This window comes from Rhodoferax sp., assembly GCF_028715765.1.
Classification (GTDB): Bacteria; Pseudomonadota; Gammaproteobacteria; order Burkholderiales; family Burkholderiaceae_C; genus Rhodoferax.
The window spans coordinates 1-22,400 of record NZ_JAQURE010000015.1; the positions used below are offsets into that span (position 1 = coordinate 1).

The following is a 22,400-nucleotide window of genomic DNA, read 5'->3' on the forward strand; positions in this document are numbered from 1 at the left end:
TAAAAATTCCATGGTGATCACCTTGTTTGCTCCTGCCTAAAAAGTAGGCAGCGCTAGTAAAACACCTGGCTCAGTTTTGGGGCGGCATAACCTCTAAAAGTGGCTCAGTTTTCGGTCGGCGGCAACAGAATAGGCCTCTTCACCGGTGGAGCAACCGGTACACCAGACACGCACCGCGCTGCCAGCGGGCTTGCCTTCAAACAGTTTGGGGATCACCTGTGCCTGGAGCGCCGAAAAAGCCTCCGGGTCACGGAAAAAGTTGGTCACACCAATCAACAGGTCATTGAACAGGGCTTGCACCTCGACCGGGGTTTGTTGCAGGTATTTGACGTAACTGTCAATGGCATCAATTTGGTGCACCGCCATACGCCGCTCTATGCGCCGGTAAATGGTGCTTGGCTTGTACTGAGAAAAGTCATGCCCAGTCTGCGCCCGCAGCAGCACAAATATTTTTTTTAAGGCGCTCCCGCTCAGGGGTGTCGCCACACCTGTTGCATGCGGCGGGCGACCAAAGGCGTGCGCCACATAGGCGATAAGTTGCGCTGCCATGTCAGCCGGTGGCAGTTCAAAGTCCACCATGCCGGTGGCCAGTGCACTTTGTGGCATGCCATCGAATTCACTCGACGCTGGCGTTTGCACCATCACCATACCGCCTTCAACCTTGATGGCACGCACACCCAGCGTGCCGTCACTGCCAGTGCCCGACAGCACCACGCCAATGGCTCGCTCGTGCTGGTCTGCGGCCAGTGAACGAAACAAAAAATCAATCGGCAGGCGGTGGCCGCGCGGCGCGGTGGGTTCGAGCAGTTGCAGTGCGCCGTTCAAAAACGCCATGTCGCGGTTGGGCGGAATGATGTAGGCGCAGTTGACGCGCACCACCATGCCATCAGTCACCTCCAGCACCTGCATGCGGGTGCGCCGTGCGATCAGTTCGGTGAGCAGGCTTTTGTGGTCCGGGTCCAGGTGCTGCACCAGCACAAAGGCCATGCCAGGGTCCGCGTCTGCGGGCATGCCCGAGAAAAAGGCCTCAATCGCAGCCAAACCCCCAGCTGAGGCACCCATGCCCACGATGGGAAAAGTCTGGTTTGCAGCAGGCTCTGTGGACAGCGCGGTTGGCTGCAAAGCAGGGGCTTGATCAGGGCTTTGAGGGTGTTTTTTTGGCATCTTGAATACTCCTGAATGTGTAGCTGCTCATGCACTATAGACGGGCGCTAGCGCCTTATTTTGTTGAAATGCCAGAAGCATCAAAACAGACCCCTTGGGTGTCATCGGCTTTGGCTTGATACATGGCCTGGTCGGCTTTTTTCAACAAGCTGCTCATGGCTTGGGCATCCCCCGAAAAAATCGCCACACCGATGCTGAGCGACGTGTCATAGGTCTGACCGAGCAACTGATAGGTTTGCCGCAGTGCATGGTGCATTTTGTCGGCAATCACCTTGACTTGCCCTTCCGCCAACGTGCCACTGGCGCTCAAACTTTCCAGCAACACCACAAATTCGTCGCCCCCAAAACGCGCCACCGTGTCGCCCTCACGGGCGCAGCCGAGAATGCGTTTGCTGACCTGCTGCAGCAGCTCGTCACCCGCGATGTGACCCAAGGTGTCATTGAGTTGCTTGAAGTGGTCAATATCCATGAACAGCAGGGCACAGTGCCGGTGTGTGCGCGCCGAACTGAGTTGCGCCTGGCGCAAACGATCCAGCAACAAACGACGGTTGGGCAACTGGGTCAGGGCATCGTGCAGCGCCAGGGCCTCCAGCGTCAGGTTGTTGTGCTCCAGCTGGTTGTAGAGCAGGCGCACTTCCAGCATGTTGTGAATGCGGGTCTTGAGCTCTTCTATGTCAAACGGCTTGGAGATGAAATCTTTGGCCCCCGAGGCCAATGCGCGCAACTTGTGGCGGGGCTGAACCGTGATGGCCAGCACCGGGGCATAGCCCTGGCCTTCGGTCTGCTTCAAGGCGGCCATGACAGCAAAGCCGTCCATGCCTGGCATTTGCAGATCAAGCAAAATCAGGTCAAAGTGCTGGCTGCGGTGCAACTCGCACACCGCATACGGGTCACGGGTGGTGGTCAGGTTCTGATAGCCAGCCTCTTGCAACAACTGCACCAGCAATTGCACGTTGGCCTCCTGGTCGTCCACGATCAGAATCTGCGCGGACAAAATATCGGCGGGGCTGAGCATCATGGGGTAGCCAACAAAAGTGGCTGTTCAGTTCGCTCTTGGGCCATTTTGAAGCCATCGTCAAGCGCTGCCAAAAACTCATTGACCCTGATCGGCTTGGTGAGGTAGCGGTAAAACCCTGCTGTAAGTCCTTTTTCAATGTCGCGCGGCATCGCGTTGGCACTCAGAGCCAGCACGGGAATATGCGCCGTGGTGGGGTCATCGCGCAAGATTTGCAGCGCCTGCATGCCACTGATGCCGGGCAGATTGATGTCCATCAGAATCACATCTGGCTGGTAAGTGCGTGCCATGGCAATGCCGCGCATCGCATCTGTGGCGCCAATCAGCCGCATGTCGCTCTGGCGGGCTATGAGCTGCTCAACCAGTTCCATGTTGGCACGGTTGTCTTCCACATACAGTAGTGTTCGCACTGACGCACCTGGGCACCCTTGCAAAGAAATCATGGTGTACCCGTCGTGGCTGTCAGCCAACCATTGGGGTGCAGCCACTGCGTCCAGTTCAAACCAGAACTCGCTGCCCACGCCAACCGTGCTTTGGGCACCAATTTCACCCTGCATCAACTCCACCAGCCGACGACTCACCACCAACCCAATGCCGGTACCCTCCTCGGTGCCAGATTCTTGCCCCAGGCGGTTGAAAGACTGAAAAAGCAGCGCAATTTTTTCTGGCGACAAACCTTTGCCACTGTCGGTGACGCTGATGCGCAAGCGCCCCGATGCCTGCTTCACATAACTCACCTCAGCCATGCCGCTCGGTGTGTTGTATTTGATGGCGTTGGACAACAGGTTAATCAGCACCTGTTTCAGGCGGGTTCGGTCCGCGTTGACATAGCAGTCACTGTCCACCACGGCAAACTTGAGGTGTATGCCACGTTGTTTGGCCTGCGGCCCGATCATGGCCTGGCAATCCTGAAACACGTCGTGCAGCGAGGTGGGTTCCAGCGACAGAGACAAACGTCCGGATTCGATCAACGCCAGGTCGAGAATTTCGTTGATCAGCTCCAGCAAATACCAGCCTGCCTTGAGAATTTGAGCCACACTGGCCATTTGGGTCGGTGTGGGCGCAGGCTTGCCGGACTCCAGCAACTGTCCAAAAACCCAGAATGGCATTCAGCGGCGAGCGCAGTTCGTGGCTCATGCTCGACAGAAAGTCTGACTTGGCCTGGTTGGCGGTTTCAGCCACCTCGCGCGCACCTTCAAGCTCCAGGTTTTTGTTTTGTAACACTTGCTCAAGGCGCGTTCGCTCGGCCTCAATCTGCTTGCGAGCCGTGTTATCGGTGCCAATCAGCAGGTAGCCAATGATGGCATCTTCGCCATCGCGCAACGCGGTGACCGACACCACGGCGGGGAAGCGGCTGCGGTCTTTGCGGATGTAGGTCAGCTCGTAAATGTCTTCAATGCCGCGCGAGGCCTTAAACACCAGCGCTTCAAAACCGGGGGTGATGTGGGTCTCAAGCTCCAGGCTGAGCGACTTGGCGCGTGCAATCACCTCTTGCGGATCAGAAATATCGGCGGGCGTGATTTTGTCCATCACATCGGCGGCGGCGTAGCCCAGCATGCGCTCAGCCCCCACATTGAAAATCTGGATCACACCTTTTGCGTCGGTGGCAATGCTGGAAAAGTTGGCGCTGTCAAAAATGGCCTTTTGCAAAGCACCTGCTTTGAGCAGCGCGGCCTCAAATTGCTTGCGTGCTGTGATGTCACGCAAGATGCCCGTGAAGTAGCGTTGCCCGCCAAGCATCATTTCGCTGACGGCAATTTCAAGCGGAAAAGCGCTGCCATTCTTGCGCAGACCCAGCACTTCACGACCCATACCATTGGCTCGCGCCTCGGCACTCACACCGTAATAGGCCAGCGACATGGTGTGCTGGTCTTGGTCAAGCTCAGGAATGAGTTGACTCAGGTGCTTGCCACCCAGGTCAGCCGCGCTGTAACCAAACATGAGTTCAATGGCCGGATTGACCGACTCGATGATGCCCCCGTGGGCGTGAATGGTGACGATGCCGTCCACCACGGTGTTCAGAATGGTCTGAACCAGTGCAGCACTGTCGCGCAGCGACTGTTGCACCGCGTATTCATCGGTGACATTGCGAAACACCAGCACGGCACCTACTACCTGACCCATTGCGTCACAGATCGGGGCACAGCTGTCGGCAATGTCGAACTCTCTGGCATCGCGGGCAATCAGCACGGTGTGGTTGGCCAAGCCCTGAACCGTGCCGTGCGCCAGCGTTTGCGCCACTGGAATGGTGGCGGCTTTGCGGGTTTCTTTGTTGATGATGTTGAAAACTTCATCAATCGAGCGACCCAAGGCCTGCTCTAGTGTCCACCCCGTGAGGTCTTGCGCCACCGGGTTGAGCAGGGTCACGCAGGCTGCTGCGTCGGTGGCTATCACCGCGTCGCCAATCGAGCGGAGGGTAACAGTGAGCTTTTCTTCACTTACCCGCAGCATCAGGTTGGTTTGCTGGAGTTGCCGGTTAATGGCTTCCTGATTTTCAAGCAACCGCCGGGTTTCCAGATGCACCTGATTTTTCAGGTGTTGCCCGGCTTGTCGGTAAAGCCACCAAGCCAACACCATGGCCGCCAGCAACGCCAGCAGGCTGACGATGACGATGACGCTGAACAGGCGCTGCATGTGAGACTGAAACTCAGCCTCGCGAAGCGACCGATTGTCAGCCTGCGACTGAACAAAACGGTTGATGTGATCTCGGATCACATCCATGGCTTGTTTGCTCTGGGCATTGCTGACCAGCACCTGGGCGGCGCTTTGCCCCTTGTTGCGGCGCGTGGTGATGGCATCTGACAGTTCAACCATGTAGGCTTGTACCAATGGAGCCAGAGGGGTCAGGTGAATTTGCCCCGGGCTACCCACAGCCAGCTGGTTCAGTGTTTCGAACCGGCTTTTGATGCTGTCACGCACGGCCAGATAGGGCGCCAGAAACGCATCGTCGTTGGTCAACAAATAGCCGCGCTGGCCGGTTTCTGCATCTTTCAGGGCAGACAAAAAGTCGTTGGCGTTGCTGACCACCGAGTTGGCCTGCCTGCGGGCCTTTGCAGCGTCTTCAATTTGGCTGAATGACCAAAACAGGGCTCCTACCGCTGAACTTACCAGCAAAACCAGCGCGGCAATCCATACCTGTGCTTGGCGTCCATAGGCTGAAAAAAGTATGGGGGTCATGTGCTGGCTCGATTTCTGTAAAAGTGAATCAGGCCGAACGGGAGAACCGAAAGGATGAACTGACGCACTTGTGCTTATACGCCTATTCTTTGCAGGAATAACTTTGCCATCTGTACGGTTGCGCACAGAACGAATATCAGCACTGACCAACAATGCCTTTTCGCCCGTGCTGGTGTGAACCGCATCACACGATTTCACCAAGACCAAATAAACCCATTTCCCCGATATTGCCCTTGCAAGCAAATTGCCCCTGGCAGCCTGCATGCCATCTTCTTCCAACAAGGTACTCCCCAATGAACATTCTGCGCACATTCAGTCAGCTGCTGGCGCTAACCGCCGTGCTGCTGCCCCTGGCTCTGGGGTCAGGTTCCTCACAAGCCCAAACCCACACTACCACGCAAACGCTGCCCCGCATTGACGGTTTTAACGTCGACGAAGTCAAACGGCTTAGTCCGGGTGTGGAGCTGAACTTTGAGATGGACGGCACACCAGGCGGTCAAGCCACCTTGCACATTGCCGGGGCGGTACGCAATTTGACGCTGGCTGAGGTTGAGGCCGGGCACTACCTGGGAACTTACACCATCAGCAGCCGCGACAAAATTGCCGCTGGCAGTGCTGTCACAGCCAATTTGCGTCTAAAAAATCAGGTCACCAGTGTGTTCCTGAACGAATCCCTTCAGATCGGCGTTGGGGTGCATCAAACAAAATCAGCTCCGGGCTCACAACCCAAAATTGAGCATTTCAACGTAGACCCGGCTGCCGCACTGGTGGGGGGCAGCGAGCTGTATTTCTCGGTGTTTGGTACGCCTGGTGCGCAGGTGGATTTGGCCATTACAGGAGTTCGGGGCAAGGTGTTTTTGCCCGAGGTGAAAAGCGGTGAGTACGCCAACACTTACATCATCAAAAACCGTGACCGCATCACCCGCAACAGCGTTGTGACGGCCAACATGCGTCTGGGCGAGCACGTGGGCAGCGCCATTTTGGGCAAACCTTTGCAAAGTGACAGCGCACCAGCACCCCTGCAAATCAACCGGGTGTGTGCCACGTGTGGTGTGGTGGAGTCGGTAAACCTGATCGAGGTCAAAGGTGAGGGCAGCTACCTCGGCACCATTGGCGGCGGCGTGGTAGGGGCCATTTTGGGCAACCAGGTGGGCGCTGGCACAGGCCGCACAGTGGCGCAAATTGCTGGCGCTTTGGGCGGGGCTTATGCCGGCCGGGCGCTGGAAGCCAAGTCGCGCACAACCAACCACTTTGAAGTGCTGGTGCGCCTGCAAAACGGAACCACGCAAACGGTGAGTTTTGCAGCTGAGCCGGGGTTCAAAGTGGGTGACAAGGTGCGAGTCAATGCAGGCGTGATCACACATACCCCTTGAAACGACTCAGGCCACTGTGATGCCAATTGATTTGCCACAGTGCTGGGCTCTACTCAAACAAGTTACCAACGCCTGGCTGGACGACTATGTACCCAGCATGGGTGCAGCGCTGGCCTACTACACCCTGTTTTCATTGGCCCCATTGCTGCTGATCGTGATCTCCGTGGCGGGACTGGTGTTTGGGCAGGACGCAGCGCGTGGTGAGATCGAATGGCAGTTGCGCGCCCTGATGGGCGATGCAGGTGCGAGCGCAGTGCAAGCGCTGCTGGTCAGCGTTGACCAGCCTGCCCAAGGTGCTGTTGGCACACTGGTGGGGCTGCTGTTGCTGCTGGTTGGGGCCACCACCGTGTTTGGCGAGCTGCAAGGCGCGCTTGACCGCATTTGGCGTGTGCCCGCCAGGTGCCAGACGAATGGCTGGATTGCACTGCTGCGCGCCCGGTTGCTGTCGTTTGGCATGATTTTGGCCATCGGCTTTTTGCTGATGGTGTCACTGGTGCTGAGCGCTGTGCTGGCCACCATGGAACGCTGGTGGAGCCCACTGTTTGGTGGCTGGCTGACCGTGGCCAGCGTGGTCAACGGCATTGCTGGTTTCTTTTTGGTGGCCGCTGTGTTTGCCCTGATTTACAAGGTGATGCCACGCGTGCATGTGCATTGGCGCGATGTCTGGATTGGTGCGGTGTTTACTGCGCTGCTGTTCACGCTGGGCAAGAGCCTGATCGGGGTCTACATTGGCCGCAGCGGCATCGTCTCGGGCTTTGGCGCTGCGGGCTCGCTGGTGGTGGTGTTGCTGTGGGTGTATTACTCAGCGCAGATTTTCCTGATCGGCGCGGAGTTCACTTGGGTGTATGCAAATGTGTTTGGGTCGCGCACTAACATACTGTTCCAATCAGCACTTTCAAAATAGATCAGAAAACCTCAAATGGACTTCAAACCCCTGGTAACCCTGCTGGCGATTGTGAACCCGCTGGCCATCGTGCCGTTTTTTATTCACTACACGCACGACTTCAGCCCAGCGCAACGCGCCCGCACGATTCGCATCAGCGCCTTCAGCTCGTTTGTAGTGATTGCCAGTTGCGCACTGCTGGGGCTGCACATTCTGGAATTTTTCAGCATCTCGCTGGCCAGCTTTCAGGTGGGGGGCGGCATGCTACTGCTGACCTCGGCGCTGTCCATGCTCAACGCCCAACCAGCCGAGGCGCGCACCAATGCCGAAGAAATGCAGGACTCGTCCGCGCGTGCCAGCATCGCCGTGGTGCCGCTGACCATTCCGCTCTTGACTGGTCCGGCCACCATGTCCACAGTGGTGATTTACGCCGAAAAAGCCAAAACCTTTTGGCAACTCAGCACGCTGGTGGGCTACGGTGTAGTTGTGGCGCTGGCCACTGCGCTGTGCTTTACCCTGGCCGAGCCCATTGCGCGCATTCTGGGCAAAACCGGTATCAACGTCATGACCCGGCTCATGGGGCTCATTTTGGCGGCGCTGGCGGTTGAGGTCATGTCTGACGGCCTGATCAAGCTGTTTCCAGTCCTGGGGGGCTAAGGGCTTGTCAAGCAATAAGGGACGCAGAAATCTCAAATAGCCCATTTCTGGCGGCACTGGCGGATTCAATAAACTATGCAGTGTTGCACCTGAACCGGCGAGCGCCAGTTTGCCATCAAGCGACATCCGCTACATCTTTCATCGTTTATTTTTCCAATGTCACCCAAAGAACTCTCCCCTGGCCTGGTGCTGCAACACCTGCCCTCCCACCTGAAGTTGACCGACTTCAAACTCATTGCTTTTGACATGGACTCGACCCTGATCAACATCGAGTGTGTGGACGAAATTGCCGATGCGGTGGGCAAAAAAGCCGAGGTGGCAGCCATCACCGAGGCCGCCATGCAGGGTGAAATTTCCGACTACAAGTCCAGCCTGCGCCAACGCGTGGCCTTGCTCAAGGGCGTCACAGTGGCCGACATGGAGCTGATCTACACCCAGCGTCTGCAGCTCAACCCGGGGGCTGAGCGGCTGGTCAATGCCTGCAAGGCCGCCGGTCTGAAAGTGCTGCTGGTCTCGGGCGGCTTTACATTTTTTGCCGACCGCATCAAAGCGCGCTTGGGGCTAGACTTTGCCCGCGCCAATGTGCTGGAAGTTCGCAGCGGTGCCAACTGTGGTGAACTCACTGGGCGCATGGTCGACCAGTCTTGGGGTGACATTTGCGATGGTGCTGAAAAACGCCGCACCTTGCTGGACGTGGCCAGCTTGCTGGGCATTGAGCCGGCGCAGTGCATTGCCATGGGTGACGGTGCCAACGACCTGCCCATGATGCGCGCCGCCGGTTTGTCGGTGGCTTACCACGCCAAACCAGCCGTGCGCGAGCAAGCCCAAGTAGCCATCAACAGCGGTGGGCTAGACCGCTTGCTGGAAATATTCACCTGACCTTCATGCTTCATTCACTTGAAAGCATGAGGCTTGTCAAGCGCCAAACCTGCCAGCACCAATAGCCCTGGCCTCAGGGCGAATGCAAGTCACGGGCGAGGCCAACCCAACCAACTCAACCCCATCAGCACCCCGATCAGCACCGGCTGGTGCAGCATGTAATAGCTCAGACTCCAGCGCCCCAGTGCAGCCAGCGCCTGCCCGACGCGGGGCAACGGCTTGTGCAGCATCGCGAGGGCATGCTTCAGCGCCCAAGCGCCAGCCGCGGCGCCCCACCACATCACACCCAGCCAGGGGAACAGCGGGGCGTAATCTTCGGTGACGGGTTTTTGAGTAATCCACCCCAGCCAATTCATCATGGGCGAATTCATCCGTGCAACAAATTGGCCGCTAGCGCCCATGGATAGTGCATAAGCAGCTATAAATTTTGATGCAATGGCCAGCGCACCCAGCAGCCACAGCCAGCGCCCCCAGTGGGCGGTGAGGCGCACCACCACCAGCATTAACGCCATGCCATGCAAGATACCAAAGTAAATGAAGGTTTGCGGGTACATCAGCCACGACCCCAGGCTGACCAACAGCGCGCAGCCCGCCACCAGCGCCCAGCGCTTGCCAAACCGCGCCCAACTTTGCCCCTGTGCCGCAGCCACAGCCTGGCCAAAACCGGCGCAAAACAAAAACAGGCTGACGATGGCCACCCGCTGCCAGGTCCAGAACGGGTCGCGGTAAAAATCTTGCTTGACCCAGCCAAAGTGGTTCAGGTCAAACACCAGGTGAAACAAAGTCATCCAGACCATGGCCAAGCCACGCAAGGCATCTAGGTGGTCAAAACGGTCAAATCCGTTAAAGCGATCAAATCGTGCAGGGGTCATGCATGAAGTGTAGACAAGGCAAATGCCTCATCATCAACTTCAACTGGCAGCAGCATGGCAATGCGCTGACCAATGGCGTCGGCTCGCTCAGCGCCAGCAACAAGTTCCACGGCTTGCAACATGTCACGCGCTGCAGCCAACATGGATTCACGGTCACGCGCCTTGCGAAAGGCATCCCGAAACATCTGCGCCTGCTCTGGCGCACGCCGGGAAAACATGCGTTCACACATGTCAAACAAAAACATGCGCGTGGTGGCCAATGACCTTTTGCCTTCAAAGGTGTCTGCATTTGTCTGATGAAGCGATTCAGGCGTAGGCTTGAGCGTAGGCTTAGGTGGGCTTTGACTTTGGGTCAGACGAATGCAGGTCAAATAGCCTTCTCGGATCAGCGAATCCGCCATGAGCCGTGCCTCGTCTTTGAAAATAATTTCAAAGTCCTGAATCGTTTTTTGACCATCCGCCAAGATCAACAAGTTGCGCTCCCTGCGTCCTACACGCCTCAAACTGCCCGTTAACTCCTCTCGGGCTTTGTCAGTCTTCACCAATCTCATAGGGGTGCTCCAGTAAAAACACGCATTCAACCCCAGGTGTGTGACACGCCTATGAAGCCCAGGCCAACACCGGGCATTGAGAAGCAAAGCGTAGGCAGGGATAATCGCGCGCTATGTCTTTACTCCCCCACCAACTCGAACTCCTGGCCCCGGCACGCAGCGCTGACATTGGCATTGAAGCCGTCAACCACGGGGCTGATGCGGTCTACATCGGTGGTCCTGGCTTTGGCGCACGCTCCAGTGCCGACAACTCGGTGGCCGACATCGCCCGGCTGGTGCAACACGCGCACCGCTTCAACAGCCGCATTTTTGTCACCATGAACACCATCTTGCGCGACGATGAGCTCGAAGGCGCCCGCACGTTGGCTTGGCAGCTGTATGAATCTGGCGTGGATGCACTCATCGTGCAAGACATGGGCTTGCTGGCCATTGACATGCCGCCGCTGCAGCTGCACGCCAGCACCCAGTGCGACATTCGCACGCCCGAGAAAGCACGCTTTTTGCAAGACGCAGGGCTGACGCAGCTGGTGCTGGCACGCGAACTCACCCTGCCCCAAATTGCCGCCATCCGTGCCGCCACCGACCCAACGCGCAGCACGCTGGAGTTTTTTGTGCACGGCGCGCTGTGCGTGGCCTACAGCGGCCAGTGCTATATCAGCGCCGCCCACACCGGGCGCAGCGCCAACCGGGGCGAATGCAGCCAGGCCTGCCGCCTGCCCTACCAGGTGATTGACTCGGCAGGCCGGTTTGTCGCGCATGACAAACATGTGCTCAGCATGAAAGACAACAACCAGAGCGCCAACATCGCCGATTTGATTGATGCCGGGGTGCGCAGCTTCAAGATTGAGGGTCGCTACAAAGACATGGCCTATGTGAAAAACATCACCGCGCATTACCGCAAGTTGCTCGACGAGGTGATTGAAGTCCGCCAGCACTCAAGCAACCCGCTGGCACGCGCCAGCAGCGGCCAGACCAGCTTCACCTTCACGCCCGACCCCAACCAGAATTTCAACCGCGAATTTACCGACTACTTTGTGCAAGGTCGCCAGGACACCATTGGTGCCTTTGACACGCCCAAAAACCCAGGGCTACCGATTGGCTATGTGACCGTGGTTGGCCCCAACTGGGTGGAACTTGAACTCAGCCACAAAACCACCGAGCTGCACAACGGTGATGGCCTGTGTTACTACGATTTGCAAAAAGAGCTGGTTGGCCTGGCCATCAATCGCGCCGAACTCATCAGCGCCAAAAAAGGCAGCTGGCGCGTGTTCCCGAAAGACCCGATGGAAGGCTTGCCCGACCTGCGCAAAGGGGTCGAAGTCAACCGCAACCGCGACGCAAGTTGGCTGCGCCAGCTGATTAATAAAAGCAGCGACCGGCGCATCGGTGTCTGGGCCAAGCTGGCCGTGCTGCCTGACGCGGTGCAACTCACCCTGACCGATGAAGACGGCACACATGCCACGGTGCAGCAGCCCTTTCCCGCAGCCAATCGCCAGCAAGCGCATGACAAAGCCGCTGCAGAGGTACAAATCCGCAGCCAGTTGAGTCGATTGGGTACTACTATTTTTGTAGCTATTAGCACAGATATTACCTGGTCTAGAGGCCGATTTGATGCTGTATTGGTGCCCAGCTCCCTGCTCAATGCCCTGCGCCGCGAGGCGGTTGAAGCACTGGAGGCCGCACGTGCTGCAAGCTTTGTGCGCTGGCTACCAGGCCAGGCGGTGGAGCCGCCCGCGCCCTACCCTGAAGACACCTTGAGCTACTTGGCCAATGTGTTCAACCGCGCTGCCCGCACGTTTTACGCACGCCACGGCGTGAAGGTGATTGATGCCGCTTACGAGGCCATTGAAGAGCCCGGTGAGGTCAGCCTGATGATTACCAAACACTGCGTGCGGTTTTCTTTAAGCCTGTGCCCCAAACAGGCCAAGGGCGTGACCGGCGTGCAGGGTTTTGTCAAAGCTGAGCCGCTGCAACTGGTCAACGGCAAAGAAAAGCTCACCCTGCGCTTTGACTGCAAACCCTGCGAAATGCATGTGGTGGGCAAAATGAAACCGGCAGTGGCCAAGCAGTCGCGCCAGGAATTGGCGCAGGCGCGTGTCGGCACACCGATGACATTTTTTAAAACCCGCCCGTTACCCGCAGGCGAACAATTTGGACACTGACACTGTTCAGTCCCCAAGCACAGCGCAGTTACGGCTCCGTGTCTTGGCTTGGTAGAGCCGCGCATCGGCCTCGCGAAACAGTGCCACTAACTCGCCTTGTGCCGGGTTTTTGAGTGCCCCACCGACCGAGATGGTTACCACACCCCAGGCCTCGTTGAGCTCATGCGCTATGCCCAGGGCGTGCACGCTGCTGACAATGCTATTGGCCACTTTGGTCAGAATTTGAGGCGTGGCCATGGGCACGATCACGGCAAACTCCTCGCCACCGTAGCGGGCGGCAAAAGCGCCGTGGGTCAAACCCAGGTCGTTGGCGTGGCGCACGCTGGTCTCAATAGCCTGCGCCACCTGGCGCAGACAGTCGTCGCCGCTTTGGTGACCATAGTGGTCGTTGTATTTTTTGAAGTTGTCGATGTCGAGCATCAGCAACCCGTAAGACCGGCCAAAGGCTTGCGCTTCTAGCCAATGCTGATCGGCACGCAAGTCCATGCTGCGGCGGTTGCACAAGCCGGTCAAGCCGTCTTGGCTGGCCAGGTCTTGCAGCTTTTGGTTGGCTTGCGAGAGGCTTTTACGCAGGCTGGCAATGCGGCTCATGGCTTTCATCTTGGCTTGCAACACGGGCTCGGGCACAAATTTGCTCATGAAATCGTCACCACCCGCCTCGATGGCGGTCACCAGGTTTTCAACCGTGTCTGACGAGGTGAGAAAAATCACCGGTGTCCAGGCCCACTGCTTGGTGGCCTCAAACGCACGGATGCGGTTGGTGGCTTCAAAGCCATTCATCACCGGCATCTCAATGTCCATCAACACCAGGTCGGGAGCTGCGCTGGCAAATGCGGCCACCGCCTCTTGGCCGTTGGCGGCGTGCACCACGTCATACCCATAACTGGCCAAACGTGAGGTCATGACCATCACCACCGAGCGGGCATCGTCAACCAACAAAATTTTCATGGTGCTTCTTTCTGTGTAAGCAGTGGGGGTGAAAGCTCTAAATCAAGTTCTAAGGCATCGAGCTGTTGCAGCAACGTGTCGCGCAGCGCATGCAGTTGGGGCAGCATGGCCAGCACATCGGCGTTATGCCCCTGCGCTTGCTCAGCCAGCATGTGGGTGGCCAAGGCATGCACCTGCAGGTGCAAATCGACCAGCACAGCGAATGTGGGTAGCGCGCCAAAACGCGCCTGCCCCTGGTTGTAAAGCCATTGCCCAAAGTGACACTGATGTGCCGCCAGCGGTGGCGGCGACAAGCGCTCGCCTCGCAGGTGGGCACCTAACGCGTTGATCCAGGCACGGTGCTCCACCTTGGCATACAACACGGGCACATCCTCTGGCTCAAGCTCGTGGATATGGCACCAAGCTGGCTCGGGCCGCCAATGCTGCACCCACTCAGGCATGAGCTGTGCTGGCATGGGCCTGGCAATGCCGTAGCCCTGCGCCAAATCGCAGCCGAGTTGCAGCAGCAAAGCACCATGCGCCACGGTCTCAACGCCTTCGGCAATGGCCTCACGCCGAAACGATTTGGCCAGCCCAATGATGCCTTGCAAAATGGCCAAGTCGTCGGTGTCGTCGAGCATGTCGCGCACAAAACTTTGGTCAATTTTGAGCAGATTCACTTGCAAACGGCGCAGGTAGGTCAAAGACGAGTAACCCGTGCCAAAGTCGTCCATGGCAAACATCACACCAAGTTTGCGGCAGTCTTCTATCACCCGCGACACGCGCCCCAAGTCTTCCAGCGCGCTGGTCTCCAAGATTTCAATTTCAAGGCGGGCGGGGTCCACGTGCGGGTGGGCAGCCAAAATGGCTTGCAAGCGAATCACAAAGTTGGATTGCTGCAGTTGCCGTGCCCCCACGTTCACACTCACCGGCAGGTGCAAGCCCTGCGCTTGCCACAACTCGATTTGAGACAAGGCGGAGTGAATCACCCACTCACCCAGATCAACAGCTAACGCATGGTTTTCAATGGTGGGCAAAAACAAGCCCGGCGCCATCAGCCCAGCCTGGGGGTGCTGCCAGCGGATCAAGGCTTCGGCACCCACCACCTGACCGGTGCGCATGTTGACCTTGGGCTGGTAAAACAGCACAAATTCATGGCGCGCCAGCCCTTGGCGCATGCGCTCAATGCTTTCGTGGTGGTTGCGAATGCCACTGTCTTGCGCGGCATCAAAAAAACTGTAGCGGTTTTTGCCTGACACCTTGGCCTGGTACATGGCCTGATCTGCTTGGCGCAGCAGTTGGTCGGGCTCCAGGTCTTGCTCTTGCGGGTACAGGGTCACACCCAAGCTGGCCGAGACCTTGAGCTCCGCCGCATTGACCGTGAGTGGCTGCGAGGCGGCACTGAGCAAACGCCCCAACATCGGCAAACAGGCCTGTGCATCCTCCAGCTCACACAATACAGCCACAAACTCATCACCACCAATGCGTGCCAGCGTGTCGCCCTCACGCAGAGACTGTTTCATGCGGCTGGCCAAGGCAATCAAAAGCTGGTCGCCCGCTTCATGGCCATGAGCATCGTTGACGGCTTTGAAGCCATCCAGATCAAGAAACACCACCGCCAGTTTTTTGCCCCGGCGCTGCTCTTGCAGCATGCCTTGGCGCAGGCGGTCGGCCAACAGTACCCGGTTGGGTAAATTGGTCAGGGCATCAAAGTGGGCAATGTGGTCAAGCTGCTCCTGGTTTTCTTTGAGGGTGGTGATGTCTGAGAACAAGGCCACGTAATGTTGTGGCTGACCCTGAGCATCGGCGACAGCGGTGATGGTCAGCATTTCGGCATACAGCTCGCCGTTTTTACGCCGGTTCCAGAGCTCTCCGTACCAATGCCCTTTGTGGCTGAGTTGCTGCCACATGCTGGCGTAAAAGTCAGGCCCATGGTGGTGCGAGCTCCACAGGCGCGGGTTTTGCCCCAGCACTTCTTCACGGGCATAGCCGGTGATGCGGGAAAAGGCGGCATTCACATCCACCACGCTACCATCCAGTTGGGTGATGAAAATACCTTCTCGGGCATGGCTGAACACACTGGCGGCCAGGTGCAGTTTTTCGTCAGCCGCTTGTTGCAGTGCCAGTGACCTTGTCAACTCGGCTTGGGTCTGCTCCAACTCGACCACCCGCATGGTCAATCGATTTTTTTGCTCCAGCACTTGCTTGCGCAAGGCTTCGCGCTCAAGCAAATTTTGGATGCGTTGGCGGGCAATTTCCACATTGACCGGTTTGGTGATGAAATCGGCCGCACCCAGCGCCAAGCCACGGGCTTCAGACACGGCATCGGTCAGCGCCGTGACAAACACCACCGGAATGTCTTTGAGCTGGGCATGCGCTTTGAGCTGGCGACAGACCTCATAGCCATCCATCTCGGGCATCATGATGTCGAGCAAAATCAGGTCTGGTGGCGTCTTCTCGGCCAGTGCCAACCCCATGGCACCTGAGGTGGCCATTTGCAACTCAAAAGCCGGCTCTAGCGCGGCGCCCAAGGTAAGTAAATTGGCGGGGGTGTCGTCAATGGCCAGGACAAGCGGTTTGGCAAGGGTCATAAACAGGCGCTGATGTGCAGTTAATTGAATGGTTTAGCCTTCACCTCACGCAAAAGCAGCAACGCTTGCTCAAACCTGAAGGCTTGCAGCAAGGTGGTGATTTTTTGAATATCGGTGTCCAACGGTGTACCTTGTGTGATGCCTCTGAGCTCTTGCAATTTGCCAAAAGCACTGAACTTATTTTGACCCAACAAAGGCTCCAATTCACTGACCAGTTTTAAAAATTGTGAGCTATCCAGCGGCTTCGAAACTGGAACTGCTGGCAACATCTTTGTGTTGTCTGGCAGATGCGCTGCCGCTGGCAACCACCGTTTGAGCGCTTGGTACAAGGCTTCCAGAGTGATGGGTTTGGTTAAAAAATCGTCCATCCCCACCCGCAAACAATGCTGGCGATCTTCGGCAAATGCATCCGCAGTGAGGGCAATGATGGGCAGGTGGCCGGCACCGGTGTCACGCTCCCATTGACGCAGGCGCTCAGTGGCGGTGTAGCCGTCCATCACCGGCATGTGCAAGTCCATCAGCAGCACATCAGGGCGCGCACCGGCTTGAAGGCGTTGCAGCGCTTGCTGCCCATCAGTGAGCCAATGGTGGGACAGCCCAAGCTGCTTCAACATCTCGCCAATCACCAGGCCATTGACCGGGTGGTCTTCAGCCACCAGCACGCTGCCTTGCAGGAGTTCAAGCGGTGCGGGCAAGGCGGCACTTGCATCCATGGCGGGCGCTGCAGTTGAGACGGATAGCCGGCTTGCCACTGGCAATGTTGCAAGCTGCGGCGCGGCCAGCCCAACGCGCGCGCTGAACCAAAAGCACGCGCCCTGCCCTGGCTCGCTGCTCACCCCCACCGAGCCGTCCATGGCTTGTGCCAGGGTGCTGACAATCGACAACCCCAGGCCTGAGCCACCAAATTCGCGGGTGGTGGAACTGTCGGCTTGCGAAAAGGGTTTGAACAACACATCTAATTTGTCTGGGGCAATGCCAATTCCGGTGTCTGTGACAGCGAATTTCAGCAGCGCGCTGTGCGCCTGGCGCTCAAGCTCAAAGCCTTCAATGACAATGCTTCCCTGCCGGGTGAACTTGATGGCGTTGCCCACCAGGTTGGCCAGCATTTGGCGCAAACGCTGCGCATCTGCCAGATAAGCTTGGGCTGGCGTGCCGTGCCAGTGGTGCGACAGCTGCAAGGTTTTGGCCAAAGCGGCACCTTCAAACAGCGACTGGATCTCAAGCAACAGCGCCTCTGGTGAAAAGTCGGCCAGCTCCAACTGCAGGTGCCCGGCTTCAATTTTTGACAAATCCAAAATGTCATTGAGCAAGCTCATCAAGCTTTGACCACTGGTCAAAATGGTGTGCGCGTAATCACGCTGCTGCTGTGGCGTGGTGTGCGGCAGCAACAGCAATTGCGCCATGCCCAAAATGCCATTCATGGGCGTGCGGATTTCATGGCTCATGGTGGCCAAAAACCGGCTTTTGGCCAGATTGGCCGACTCTGCCTTGGTTTTGGCCAGTTGCAGCTGCTGCGCCACCTGGCGCTGCACATCCAACGCCAGCAAATGATTGTTGTAGCCCTGCACCAGCTGAAAAACCTCATCTTTCACCCGCCCAATGGGCAGCAAATGGTGGTGTTCATGCGGCTTGCGGGCAATGGCTGCAAAACCTTCTGAGACCGCGCGAATCGGCCAGACCACGGTTTTGGCAAAGTACCAAGTCAAGCCCAACATGGTCAACACCGCCAACCACACCAGCCCAAACGTGGCCATGCCCAACTGGTTGATTTTTTGAGTCAGTTGCGCACGGGGCGACAACGTGACCAGCAAGCTCTGGTGCGTGGATGGCGCTACTGCCATGAGCATTTCTTGGCCATCAAGCACCAGCCGCGCCGGTGGCAGCGCGGCTTGCACCAAGGCCAGCAACGCGGGTGTGAGCGGCCGCCCAAATTGCTTGGCGTCTGAGTGCAGCTCGATCTGGCCATGGTGGTCTAGCACCATGAGCTGGGTACCGGGTACCAGGGTGATGCCTTGCAGGTAACGCCGCATGATTTCATCATTGAGATTGATCACCAGCAGCCCCACCACTTCAGAGCTGCCACGGGTGGGCGAGAAGTATTGAATGGCGCGCACCACGCTGATGGTTTTGGGGGTGTCTGAGTTTTGATTCAAATTGGCATCTATGCCACGCCACAGCACCGGCCCCGGCGCCGCCAACGCCTCTTGCAGCAGCGCATCTGCCACAGCTTTCTGCACCTGGCTGAAATCGAGCGTTTGCCCGGCTTGAAAATGCGCACCGCCCCGAGAAAACAAGTGAATGGAGTCAAGCCCGCGCACCCGCACGTAATTGTTCAAGATGTAGCCCATTTGAGCGCGCATTTCCAGCGCGCTGTAGGTGCTGGCTTGGGTGGCATCAGCCTGTGCCAGCGCTTGCCCAATGGCTGGGTTGCCAGCCAGGTTGGCGGCCATGTCTTCAATTTGATCTTGGTACAGGCGGTAGTAAGACGAAAAGCTGCCCGCTAAGCGCAGGTTGTCAGACTCAGCCTGCTCAATGAGCACGCGCTTGGAGATTTCAAAAGCCACCGCGCCCAGCAACACCACCGGCAACACCCCTGCCAGCAGCAAAAAGGCCAGCATTTTGGCCGTGAGGTTGAAGCGCCAGGTCATGGCTGAAGCCGTGAAAAATCAGGGCAATGAGCTGGCAGTGATCAGCTTGGTGTCGATCAAAGTCACCGTGGGCACAACATTGCCGTGGCTGAGGCGGTTGGCCAAGGCAATGCCTTGATAGCCTTGTTCGGCGGCTTGCTGGTCGATGGTGGCCAACAAGCGCCCGGCCTTGATTTCAGTCAGGGCTTCAGACAGGGCGTCAAAGCCCGCCACCTTGACTTGGGTGCGGCCGCTTTCTTGTAAAAATTTCAAGGCGCCCAAGGCCATCATGTCGTTGGCGGCAAACAGCAGTTTGACGTTGCGGTGTTTGGCAAAAATGGCCTTCGTCACACTGTAGGCTTCATCAATCTTCCAATTGGCGGTCTCAGAGGCCGCCACTGAAATGTGTTTGTTTTCAGCAAAGGCTCGGCGCGCGCCCTGGGCTCGTTGGTGGGCGTTGTCAGCACTGCGAATGCCTTCAAGCACTGCCAACTCGGTGGGCGCAGTGACGCCCTTCACCAAAAATTGCCCGGCCTTGTAAGCCCCCGCTTCGTTGTCCACACTGACGAACGGTATCGGGGCAAGACCGGCGTTTTTAACCGCCACCTCGTCCAAATGGTTGTCAATGTTGACCACCTTGATGCCTGCGTCGGTGGCTTTTTTCAGTGCTGGCACCAGGCGCTGCGAGTCGCCGGGGGCAATCACAATGGCATCGACCTTGTCGGCGATCAAATCTTCAACCAACTGGATTTGCTGCTCTATCGAGGTTTCTTGCGCCGCGGTTTTGACCTTCAGGTCAATGCCGAGCTCTTTTTCAGCACGCCTGGCACCTTTTTCCATCTCTACAAAAAACGGATTGGTCAGGGTTTTCATCACCAGCCCAATGCGCTTGTTGGCTGGTGCCGGCACCGGTGCAGCCACCGGTTGCACCGCACTGGTGACGTTGGGCACGGCCGCTTGCTCACACCCTAACAGGCCCAACCCCACCACTAAAGCAGGCAAAAAATGCAACAGTTTCATAAAGTCTCCTGGGGTTGGGTGGGGTGTTCAAAGCAAGTTTCAGTGTACCCATGGCCTGAACGCATGGCCTTTGACATGAGTCACTTTTTGCCGAATCAGCGATGACACGATTTTTTCGTCCCATTCGTCAATAATGACCAAGTTTTTACAATCAAAAACATAGCTGCTTGCGCTTATTCCATATGCTCTAGAGGTCTATTATGTATTAATAAATCTTAAAGTGTTGAGGCTCGGCATACTGCCGCTGTTTATTATTGACAATAACGCCATGAACTGTCTCAACACTGCCTGGAGCTCTCACGCTGCCGAACTGCGTGGCTGGCTGTGTCACCGCCTTGGCAACAGCGCTTTGGCCGATGACCTGTTGCAAGACCTGTTTTTGAAAGCTTTGCGCCAAGGCGACCGTTTTTGCGCACTGCACAACGCCCGCGCTTGGCTGTTTGAAGTGGCTCGCAACCTTGTGGCAGACCACCTGAGAGTGGCACACACCATGGTAGAGCTGCCGGAAGACCTGGTGGCCGTGCCTGAGGATGTGGAAACCGTTGATATTTTGACCGGCTGCCTGCCCCGCGTTTTGTCAGAACTCGGTGTGGAGGACCGTGAGGCCATCACCCTGTGTGACCTGCAAGGCATGCCACAAGCCGACTACGCCCAACACATAGGGTTGAGTTTGAGCGCAGCGAAGTCACGCGTGCAGCGGGCGCGAGTTCGTTTGCGTGCGCACATGAGTACAGCTTGCCAGGTGATCACAGACGAGCAAGGCCGCGTGAGCGACTTTGTGCCTAGAAACTAAATCGAGAATGCGCGCCTATTACGCCGACCACTTTGTATTGCCCCTGCCGCAGGGGCACCGCTTTCCGATGCAAAAGTACGCCATGCTGCGCGAGCGCCTGGTGGCTCAGATGCCGGGCATTGAAATGCATGAAGCATTACCAGTGAGCGCCAACGAACTCAAACTGGTGCATACACCAGCGTACATCGACGCGGTATTCAATGGCACTTTGAGCGCAACAGCCCAGCGCGAAATTGGTTTTCCTTGGAGCCCAGGCATGGCCGAGCGTGCTTGCCGCTCTGTGGGAGGCACCGTTTTAGCGGCTCGCGCAGCCCTCAACGGTGGCTGGATTGCCACCAACTTGGCCGGTGGAACCCACCACTCGCATCCAGGGCACGGTAGCGGGTTTTGTGTGTTCAATGATGTGGCTGTAGCCGCGCGCCTGATGCAACACGAATTTGCCATGCAGCACTTGCAATATCCCAAACGAGTCTTGCAAGTGGCAGTGATTGATCTGGATGTTCACCAAGGCGACGGAACCGCCCACATCTTTACCAATGACAACTCGGTGTTCACGCTGTCGCTGCATGGTGCTAAAAACTTTCCTGTACACAAGAAAATCAGCGATTGCGACATTGAATTACCAGATGGCTGCCAAGACAAGGACTATTTGCAAGCGCTTGAACAGGGTCTGACTTCTCTGGAGAAGCGCTTTTGCCCGGACTTGATTTTCTATTTGGCGGGTGCAGACCCGCATGAAGATGACCGTTTGGGGCGACTGTCTGTCTCAGACGCTGGCATGCAGAGCCGCGACCGCCGTGTCTTTGAATGGGCTTTTCAGCGCCAGGTGCCTTTGGTCATGACCATGGCGGGCGGCTATGGGCGTGACATTGAGTCCACTTTACGCGTGCAATTCACTACATACCGAGTGGCGCTTGAATATTGGCAACGCTGGCGCGCACTGTGCAGAACAATTTAGACATGATCGAAATTGATCTAACAGGCTGACCTTATATCTTCGCCGCCGATTGGGACAACCGTTGGGACAATGGGTGAAATCAACACTTCAAAAAAGAAAAGACTTAGAGCATTTCTGCGCTAAGTCCTTGATTTTATTGGTCGGTGTGAAAGGATTCGAACCTTCGACCCCTTGCACCCCATGCAAGTGCGCTACCAGGCTGCGCCACACACCGAAGTCGCATATTATAAACCGTAATCGGGGCTTAAATCAGATCGACTTCTCATCCGCGTCAGGGGTCAGTCCCCAGCAACATGCGAACGGCCAGGAGTTCACGCCGAAGAGATTCCCAAGACGCAACCGTCATCGTTTGAAGCTCATAACCACCAGGTTGCCCTGGCGCATCAGACAAGAACGAATCAGACAGCTCAATCACCTCAATACCAACCTCAGACGAGAGCGTTGACGTTTTCAAATCAGGATGATTTGACACGAGTGCCTGCATTTTGTTGCGGGCGCCGATGATGGTGAACCCTTGGTCATACAGCAGCTCGCGAATTCGACGAACCATCAAAACTTCGTGATGTTGGTAGTAGCGTCGATTTCCGCGCCGCTTCATGGGACGGAGCTGGGTAAATTCTTGCTCCCAATACCGAAGTACATGAGGTTTGACGCCACATAAATCCGCCACTTCACCAATGGTGAAATAGCGCTTGGCCGGTATGGGAGGAAGATCATTCTCCATAAAAATCAATGAATTAGATGAGATTTT

Annotated in this window: 18 protein-coding genes and 1 tRNA gene; 7 read left to right on the plus strand and 12 right to left on the minus strand. The window is 57.0% G+C overall.

All coding sequences use genetic code 11. The features are described 5' to 3' along the window. Positions 1 to 93: 93 nt before the first annotated feature. From PHT20_RS07100 to PHT20_RS16725, 4 genes are read right to left on the minus strand one after another with little or no spacing between them, the layout of a single operon-like run. Positions 94 to 1,164, minus strand: a complete 1,071-nt coding sequence (locus PHT20_RS07100; protein ID WP_301019974.1) for a chemotaxis protein CheB — start codon at positions 1,162 to 1,164, stop codon at positions 94 to 96. A 55-nt stretch (positions 1,165 to 1,219) separates the two neighbouring features. Further along, the gene (locus PHT20_RS07105) at positions 1,220 to 2,182 is read right to left on the minus strand and encodes a diguanylate cyclase (protein ID WP_301019975.1); all 963 of its coding nucleotides are present in this window, start codon (positions 2,180 to 2,182) and stop codon (positions 1,220 to 1,222) included. Further along, a complete protein-coding gene (locus PHT20_RS16720) occupies positions 2,179 to 3,075 on the minus strand; it encodes an ATP-binding protein (RefSeq protein ID WP_366520906.1) in 897 nt (298 codons plus the stop codon). The genes PHT20_RS07105 and PHT20_RS16720 overlap by 4 nt, the downstream gene beginning before the upstream one ends. Beyond that, on the minus strand, positions 3,014 to 5,356 hold the full coding sequence (locus PHT20_RS16725) for a PAS domain S-box protein (protein WP_366520908.1): 2,343 nt from the start codon (positions 5,354 to 5,356) through the stop codon (positions 3,014 to 3,016). Before PHT20_RS16725 ends, PHT20_RS16720 begins: the two co-directional genes overlap by 62 nt. A gap of 293 nt (positions 5,357 to 5,649) precedes the next feature. Here PHT20_RS16725 and PHT20_RS07120 point away from each other — a divergent pair, with 293 nt between their 5' ends. The 4 genes from PHT20_RS07120 (at position 5,650) to serB (ending at position 9,148) form a co-directional block, all read left to right on the plus strand. Continuing rightward, a complete protein-coding gene (locus PHT20_RS07120; protein ID WP_301019976.1) occupies positions 5,650 to 6,729 on the plus strand; it encodes a glycine zipper 2TM domain-containing protein in 1,080 nt (359 codons plus the stop codon). Positions 6,730 to 6,748: 19 nt separating this feature from the next. After that, positions 6,749 to 7,633, plus strand: coding sequence for a YihY/virulence factor BrkB family protein (locus PHT20_RS07125; protein WP_301019977.1), 885 nt, complete (start codon positions 6,749 to 6,751; stop codon positions 7,631 to 7,633). Between the two features lie 15 nt (positions 7,634 to 7,648). After that, positions 7,649 to 8,269: a MarC family protein gene (locus PHT20_RS07130; RefSeq protein ID WP_301019978.1), complete on the plus strand. Its 621-nt coding sequence runs from the start codon at positions 7,649 to 7,651 to the stop codon at positions 8,267 to 8,269. Positions 8,270 to 8,425: 156 nt separating this feature from the next. Next, positions 8,426 to 9,148 (plus strand): phosphoserine phosphatase SerB, encoded by a 723-nt coding sequence (serB, locus tag PHT20_RS07135; RefSeq protein ID WP_301019979.1) that lies wholly within the window; start codon positions 8,426 to 8,428, stop codon positions 9,146 to 9,148. An 89-nt stretch (positions 9,149 to 9,237) separates the two neighbouring features. On the opposite strand, the gene PHT20_RS07140 is transcribed toward serB, so the two are convergent. Next, entirely contained in the window at positions 9,238 to 10,020 is a 783-nt protein-coding gene (locus tag PHT20_RS07140; protein ID WP_301019980.1) for a heparan-alpha-glucosaminide N-acetyltransferase, read from the minus strand. After that, positions 10,017 to 10,571, minus strand: coding sequence for a hypothetical protein (locus tag PHT20_RS07145; protein WP_301019981.1), 555 nt, complete (start codon positions 10,569 to 10,571; stop codon positions 10,017 to 10,019). The genes PHT20_RS07140 and PHT20_RS07145 overlap by 4 nt, the downstream gene beginning before the upstream one ends. Positions 10,572 to 10,684: 113 nt before the next feature. On the opposite strand from PHT20_RS07145, the gene PHT20_RS07150 reads away from it, so the two are divergent. Beyond that, positions 10,685 to 12,733, plus strand: a complete 2,049-nt coding sequence (locus tag PHT20_RS07150; RefSeq protein ID WP_301019982.1) for a U32 family peptidase — start codon at positions 10,685 to 10,687, stop codon at positions 12,731 to 12,733. 6 nt (positions 12,734 to 12,739) lie between these two features. On the opposite strand, the gene PHT20_RS07155 is transcribed toward PHT20_RS07150, so the two are convergent. From PHT20_RS07155 to PHT20_RS07170, 4 genes are read right to left on the minus strand one after another with little or no spacing between them, the layout of a single operon-like run. Further along, positions 12,740 to 13,681, minus strand: a complete 942-nt coding sequence (locus PHT20_RS07155; RefSeq protein ID WP_301019983.1) for a diguanylate cyclase — start codon at positions 13,679 to 13,681, stop codon at positions 12,740 to 12,742. Continuing rightward, on the minus strand, positions 13,678 to 16,251 hold the full coding sequence (locus tag PHT20_RS07160) for an EAL domain-containing protein (RefSeq protein ID WP_301019984.1): 2,574 nt from the start codon (positions 16,249 to 16,251) through the stop codon (positions 13,678 to 13,680). The genes PHT20_RS07155 and PHT20_RS07160 overlap by 4 nt, the downstream gene beginning before the upstream one ends. Before the next feature lie 20 nt (positions 16,252 to 16,271). Further along, positions 16,272 to 18,899, minus strand: a complete 2,628-nt coding sequence (locus PHT20_RS07165) for a hybrid sensor histidine kinase/response regulator (RefSeq protein ID WP_301019985.1) — start codon at positions 18,897 to 18,899, stop codon at positions 16,272 to 16,274. A gap of 18 nt (positions 18,900 to 18,917) precedes the next feature. Next, the gene (locus PHT20_RS07170) at positions 18,918 to 19,898 is read right to left on the minus strand and encodes a substrate-binding domain-containing protein (protein WP_300086743.1); all 981 of its coding nucleotides are present in this window, start codon (positions 19,896 to 19,898) and stop codon (positions 18,918 to 18,920) included. Positions 19,899 to 20,166: 268 nt separating this feature from the next. Between PHT20_RS07170 and PHT20_RS07175 the strand changes: the two genes are divergently transcribed. Then, complete coding sequence (locus PHT20_RS07175) at positions 20,167 to 20,691, plus strand: sigma-70 family RNA polymerase sigma factor (protein ID WP_300086740.1); 525 nt, start codon at positions 20,167 to 20,169, stop codon at positions 20,689 to 20,691. A gap of 7 nt (positions 20,692 to 20,698) precedes the next feature. Continuing rightward, entirely contained in the window at positions 20,699 to 21,649 is a 951-nt protein-coding gene (locus PHT20_RS07180) for a histone deacetylase (protein WP_300086737.1), read from the plus strand. A 137-nt stretch (positions 21,650 to 21,786) separates the two neighbouring features. Here the strand turns inward: PHT20_RS07180 and PHT20_RS07185 are convergent. Continuing rightward, positions 21,787 to 21,863: transfer RNA gene (locus PHT20_RS07185), tRNA-Pro, on the minus strand. Between the two features lie 57 nt (positions 21,864 to 21,920). Then, positions 21,921 to 22,373, minus strand: a complete 453-nt coding sequence (locus PHT20_RS07190; protein WP_301019986.1) for a MerR family transcriptional regulator — start codon at positions 22,371 to 22,373, stop codon at positions 21,921 to 21,923. Positions 22,374 to 22,400: the final 27 nt, after the last annotated feature.

Excerpts from the sequence above, each read along its gene's own strand:
- PHT20_RS07155 (WP_301019983.1), bottom strand. The coding sequence starts at position 13,681 with ATGAAAATTTTGTTGGTTGACGATGCCCGCTCGGTGGTGATGGTCATG.
- PHT20_RS07120 (WP_301019976.1), top strand. The coding sequence starts at position 5,650 with ATGAACATTCTGCGCACATTCAGTCAGCTGCTGGCGCTAACCGCCGTG.
- PHT20_RS16725 (WP_366520908.1), bottom strand. The coding sequence starts at position 5,356 with ATGACCCCCATACTTTTTTCAGCCTATGGACGCCAAGCACAGGTATGG.
- PHT20_RS07180 (WP_300086737.1), top strand. The coding sequence starts at position 20,699 with ATGCGCGCCTATTACGCCGACCACTTTGTATTGCCCCTGCCGCAGGGG.
- PHT20_RS07175 (WP_300086740.1), top strand. The coding sequence starts at position 20,167 with ATGAACTGTCTCAACACTGCCTGGAGCTCTCACGCTGCCGAACTGCGT.
- serB (WP_301019979.1), top strand. The coding sequence starts at position 8,426 with ATGTCACCCAAAGAACTCTCCCCTGGCCTGGTGCTGCAACACCTGCCC.
- PHT20_RS07105 (WP_301019975.1), bottom strand. The coding sequence starts at position 2,182 with ATGATGCTCAGCCCCGCCGATATTTTGTCCGCGCAGATTCTGATCGTG.
- PHT20_RS07165 (WP_301019985.1), bottom strand. The coding sequence starts at position 18,899 with ATGACCTGGCGCTTCAACCTCACGGCCAAAATGCTGGCCTTTTTGCTG.
- PHT20_RS07160 (WP_301019984.1), bottom strand. The coding sequence starts at position 16,251 with ATGACCCTTGCCAAACCGCTTGTCCTGGCCATTGACGACACCCCCGCC.
- PHT20_RS07100 (WP_301019974.1), bottom strand. The coding sequence starts at position 1,164 with ATGCCAAAAAAACACCCTCAAAGCCCTGATCAAGCCCCTGCTTTGCAG.
- PHT20_RS16720 (WP_366520906.1), bottom strand. The coding sequence starts at position 3,075 with ATGATCGGGCCGCAGGCCAAACAACGTGGCATACACCTCAAGTTTGCC.
- PHT20_RS07170 (WP_300086743.1), bottom strand. The coding sequence starts at position 19,898 with ATGAAACTGTTGCATTTTTTGCCTGCTTTAGTGGTGGGGTTGGGCCTG.
- PHT20_RS07125 (WP_301019977.1), top strand. The coding sequence starts at position 6,749 with ATGCCAATTGATTTGCCACAGTGCTGGGCTCTACTCAAACAAGTTACC.
- PHT20_RS07190 (WP_301019986.1), bottom strand. The coding sequence starts at position 22,373 with ATGGAGAATGATCTTCCTCCCATACCGGCCAAGCGCTATTTCACCATT.
- PHT20_RS07145 (WP_301019981.1), bottom strand. The coding sequence starts at position 10,571 with ATGAGATTGGTGAAGACTGACAAAGCCCGAGAGGAGTTAACGGGCAGT.
- PHT20_RS07150 (WP_301019982.1), top strand. The coding sequence starts at position 10,685 with ATGTCTTTACTCCCCCACCAACTCGAACTCCTGGCCCCGGCACGCAGC.
- PHT20_RS07140 (WP_301019980.1), bottom strand. The coding sequence starts at position 10,020 with ATGACCCCTGCACGATTTGATCGCTTTAACGGATTTGACCGTTTTGAC.
- PHT20_RS07130 (WP_301019978.1), top strand. The coding sequence starts at position 7,649 with ATGGACTTCAAACCCCTGGTAACCCTGCTGGCGATTGTGAACCCGCTG.